This is a genomic window from Armatimonas sp., from assembly GCF_043760365.1.
Taxonomy (GTDB): Bacteria; Armatimonadota; Armatimonadia; order Armatimonadales; family Armatimonadaceae; genus Armatimonas.
The window spans coordinates 1-2,575 of sequence record NZ_JAYUPA010001045.1 but is presented as its reverse complement, the minus strand read 5'-3'; the positions used below and the strand labels follow the sequence as shown (position 1 = coordinate 2,575).

Below are 2,575 nucleotides of genomic sequence, written 5' to 3'. Positions count from 1 at the left end.
AGGTCTTTCTCGATCCCGAAGAGGACCACTATCGAACGCGCCTCACGCACACGCTCGAAGTGGCGCAGATCAGCCGGACCGTGGCGCGGGCGCTGCGGCTCAACGAAGATTTAGCGGAGGCAATTGCACTCGCCCATGATCTGGGGCATCCGCCGTTTGGACACGAGGGCGAGCAGGCGCTCGATGAAGTTGTCCGTGAGTACGCGCCGGGGATGCACTTTCGGCACTTTGAGCAGAGCCTGCGGGTCGTGGATGTTTTAGAGAAAAACGGCCAGGGGCTGAATCTGACACACGAGGTGCGGATGGGGATTGTGAAGCACTCCAAGGGCCGCGCCGATCTCTTTGACAACACTGCGCCGGAGCCGCCGGGCGAGGACGACCCGCCGCTGGAGGCGATGTGTGTGCGTATCTGCGATAGAGTGGCCTACATCAACGCCGACATTGACGACGCGTTTCGGGCGGGCGTGCTCCGTCCACAGGACATCCCGAGCGAGGTCTACGAAGTGCTGGGGCGCACGCATGGCGAGCGCATCTCAACCATGGTGCAAAACGTGGTGGAGTGCTCGATTGACAAGCCCTATGTCACGATGGGCGAGCCGTTTCTCTCCGTCACCAACCGCCTGAAAGACTTCATGTTCGCCAATGTCTATGTCCACAAGAGTGCCGCCAAAGCGGAGCTTTCCAAGGGCACCGCGCTTCTCAAGCAGCTTTTTCGCCTCTACATGGAGTTCCCCGAGCAGATCCCCGATGGCCGCGCCGACAGCTCGATGGAGACGTCTACCCGCGCTTTAATTGTCATGGACTATATCGCCGGAATGACGGATCGCTACGCCGGAGAGCAGTTCATCAAGCACTTTTTCCCCCGCGACTGGCGGCGTGAGTAAAAAGCAAAGATTTGTCGAAGCGTCTCTGCGCTTGCTCCTGAGCGGGCTGTGCGTAGCGACGCTTTTTGGCTTTTGTGGCCGCTGGAGCTGGGGGCTTGATCTGTTCTCTCACTTCCGCGTGGTCTATACTTGGCTGTTCGCCCTACTCGCTGGCTGGTTTCTCTGGCGCAAGCAACGTCGCTGGGCGGGAGTGGCGCTGTTTTTCTTTCTGGCGAACCTGGCGACTCTCTGGCCGTATTTGATCCGCCCGGTGCCTGCGCCGATTCCTGCAAGCGCCACGCGGTTGAAAGTTTTCCATGCCAACTTGCTGGTGACCAATACACAATACGAGCGGGCTTTGAAGCAAATCGCCGACGAGAACCCGGATATTGTGGCGCTGGCGGAGCTGACGCCGGTCTGGTTTAAGGCACTGGAGCCTCTGAAGAAGACCTATCCGTATTTTGTACGCAATCATTTCGGGGATCGGTTCGGGCTGGGCATCTGGAGCAAGTTGCCAATGACAGGCGAGGCGCTCTATCTTGGGGCCGGGGCGCGCTGCTCCGTGCTGGCGCGTGTGAGCTTGCCGGGTCACCAAACCCTGACGCTGCTCTACACGCATCCTTGGCCACCTGCGAGGTCGAAGTGGGTGACGGAGCAAAAACGCCAGCTTGCCGCCGTTGCGGAGCAGATAGCCGCCGAACCGGGGCCGAAGCTATTGTTGGGCGATCTCAATGCAACGCCGTGGAGCAATCTGTTCCGAAAACTAGAGCACGACTCGGGCTTGCGAGACACGGAGCGCGACGGTGGCATCGCCTTCACTTGGCCGGAACAGCTCCCGATCCGTATTCCGATTGACCACTGCCTGGTTTCGAAGGAAATTATGGTTCTGAGCCGCCATGCAGGCAGCGCGACGGGCTCGGATCACCTGCCACTGATTCTGGAGCTGGCGCTCCCTTCGCCCCTCGTATCGCCCCGATGAACCGGGGCGTCTTTTTGACGTCGCAAGCTCCGACACGAAGGCCACTTCGGGCCATACCGATAAACTCGTTACTCGGCATGGGCGGCACGCCCTTTGTGTCCGAGGAACGAGGACAATAAGACGCTCCCGTTTATGGGAGCGAGTTCATCGGGGCGGAACTATCGCTTCCCAGCGCGGTGTGTGTGTGTCGTCGTAGTGCTCCGGTTCAAAGCCCAGCCTAAGATAGGTATGAAGGGCAGGAACCCGAAAGTCCTGCGTCTCTAAAACCGCGCTGGTGCAGCCCATCTCGCGGAATTTATGGAGAGCCGCCAGGGTGATAAGCCGCCCAAGACCCTTGCCGCGAAAGCTCTGGTGCGCCCCGACCCAGTGCAGGTAGCCCGCGCCAGGAAAACGCTCGGACTGGAGCCGCGCCGATGCCGTGGCGGCAAAAACGCCCGTGGCTTCCTCGATCAGCACCAGAGTTTCTTTCACCGTCAGATCGGCAAAAAGCGCATCGTGGGTTTTCTTTGGTGTCCAGATCAGCTCCGGGAACGCCGCAGAGAGCAGACAGGCAAGCTCGGTCAGCTCGGCGGCGGTGATGGAGCGCAGAACAAAACCCTCGGGCAAGTTGAGTGAGGGGAGGTCGGTTAGTTGCGCACGGCGCATGCGCAGGTGGGAAAGTTCAGGCATAGCTCAGGGGTTTCTCGGTAGGATTTCGAAAATCGGGGACGTGTAGCGGGGTGCCGCCGTGGGT

The 2,575-nt window shown here is 60.1% G+C and carries 3 protein-coding genes; 2 read left to right on the top strand and 1 reads right to left on the bottom strand.

Annotated features, from left to right (window positions below; genetic code table 11):
- Positions 1-884, top strand: an 884-nt coding sequence (locus tag ACH2EH_RS26715) for an HD domain-containing protein (protein WP_395146496.1), incomplete at its 5' end; no start/stop codon positions are given.
- Entirely contained in the window at positions 877-1,842 is a 966-nt protein-coding gene (locus ACH2EH_RS26710) for an endonuclease/exonuclease/phosphatase family protein (RefSeq protein WP_395146494.1), read from the top strand. The genes ACH2EH_RS26715 and ACH2EH_RS26710, both read left to right, overlap by 8 nt.
- Positions 1,843-1,986: 144 nt before the next feature.
- On the opposite strand, the gene ACH2EH_RS26705 is transcribed toward ACH2EH_RS26710, so the two are convergent.
- Entirely contained in the window at positions 1,987-2,511 is a 525-nt protein-coding gene (locus ACH2EH_RS26705; protein ID WP_395146492.1) for a GNAT family N-acetyltransferase, read from the bottom strand.
- Positions 2,512-2,575: the final 64 nt, after the last annotated feature.

Coding starts and splice junctions, on each gene's coding strand:
- ACH2EH_RS26705 (WP_395146492.1), bottom strand. CDS start 2,511: ATGCCTGAACTTTCCCACCTGCGCATGCGCCGTGCGCAACTAACCGAC.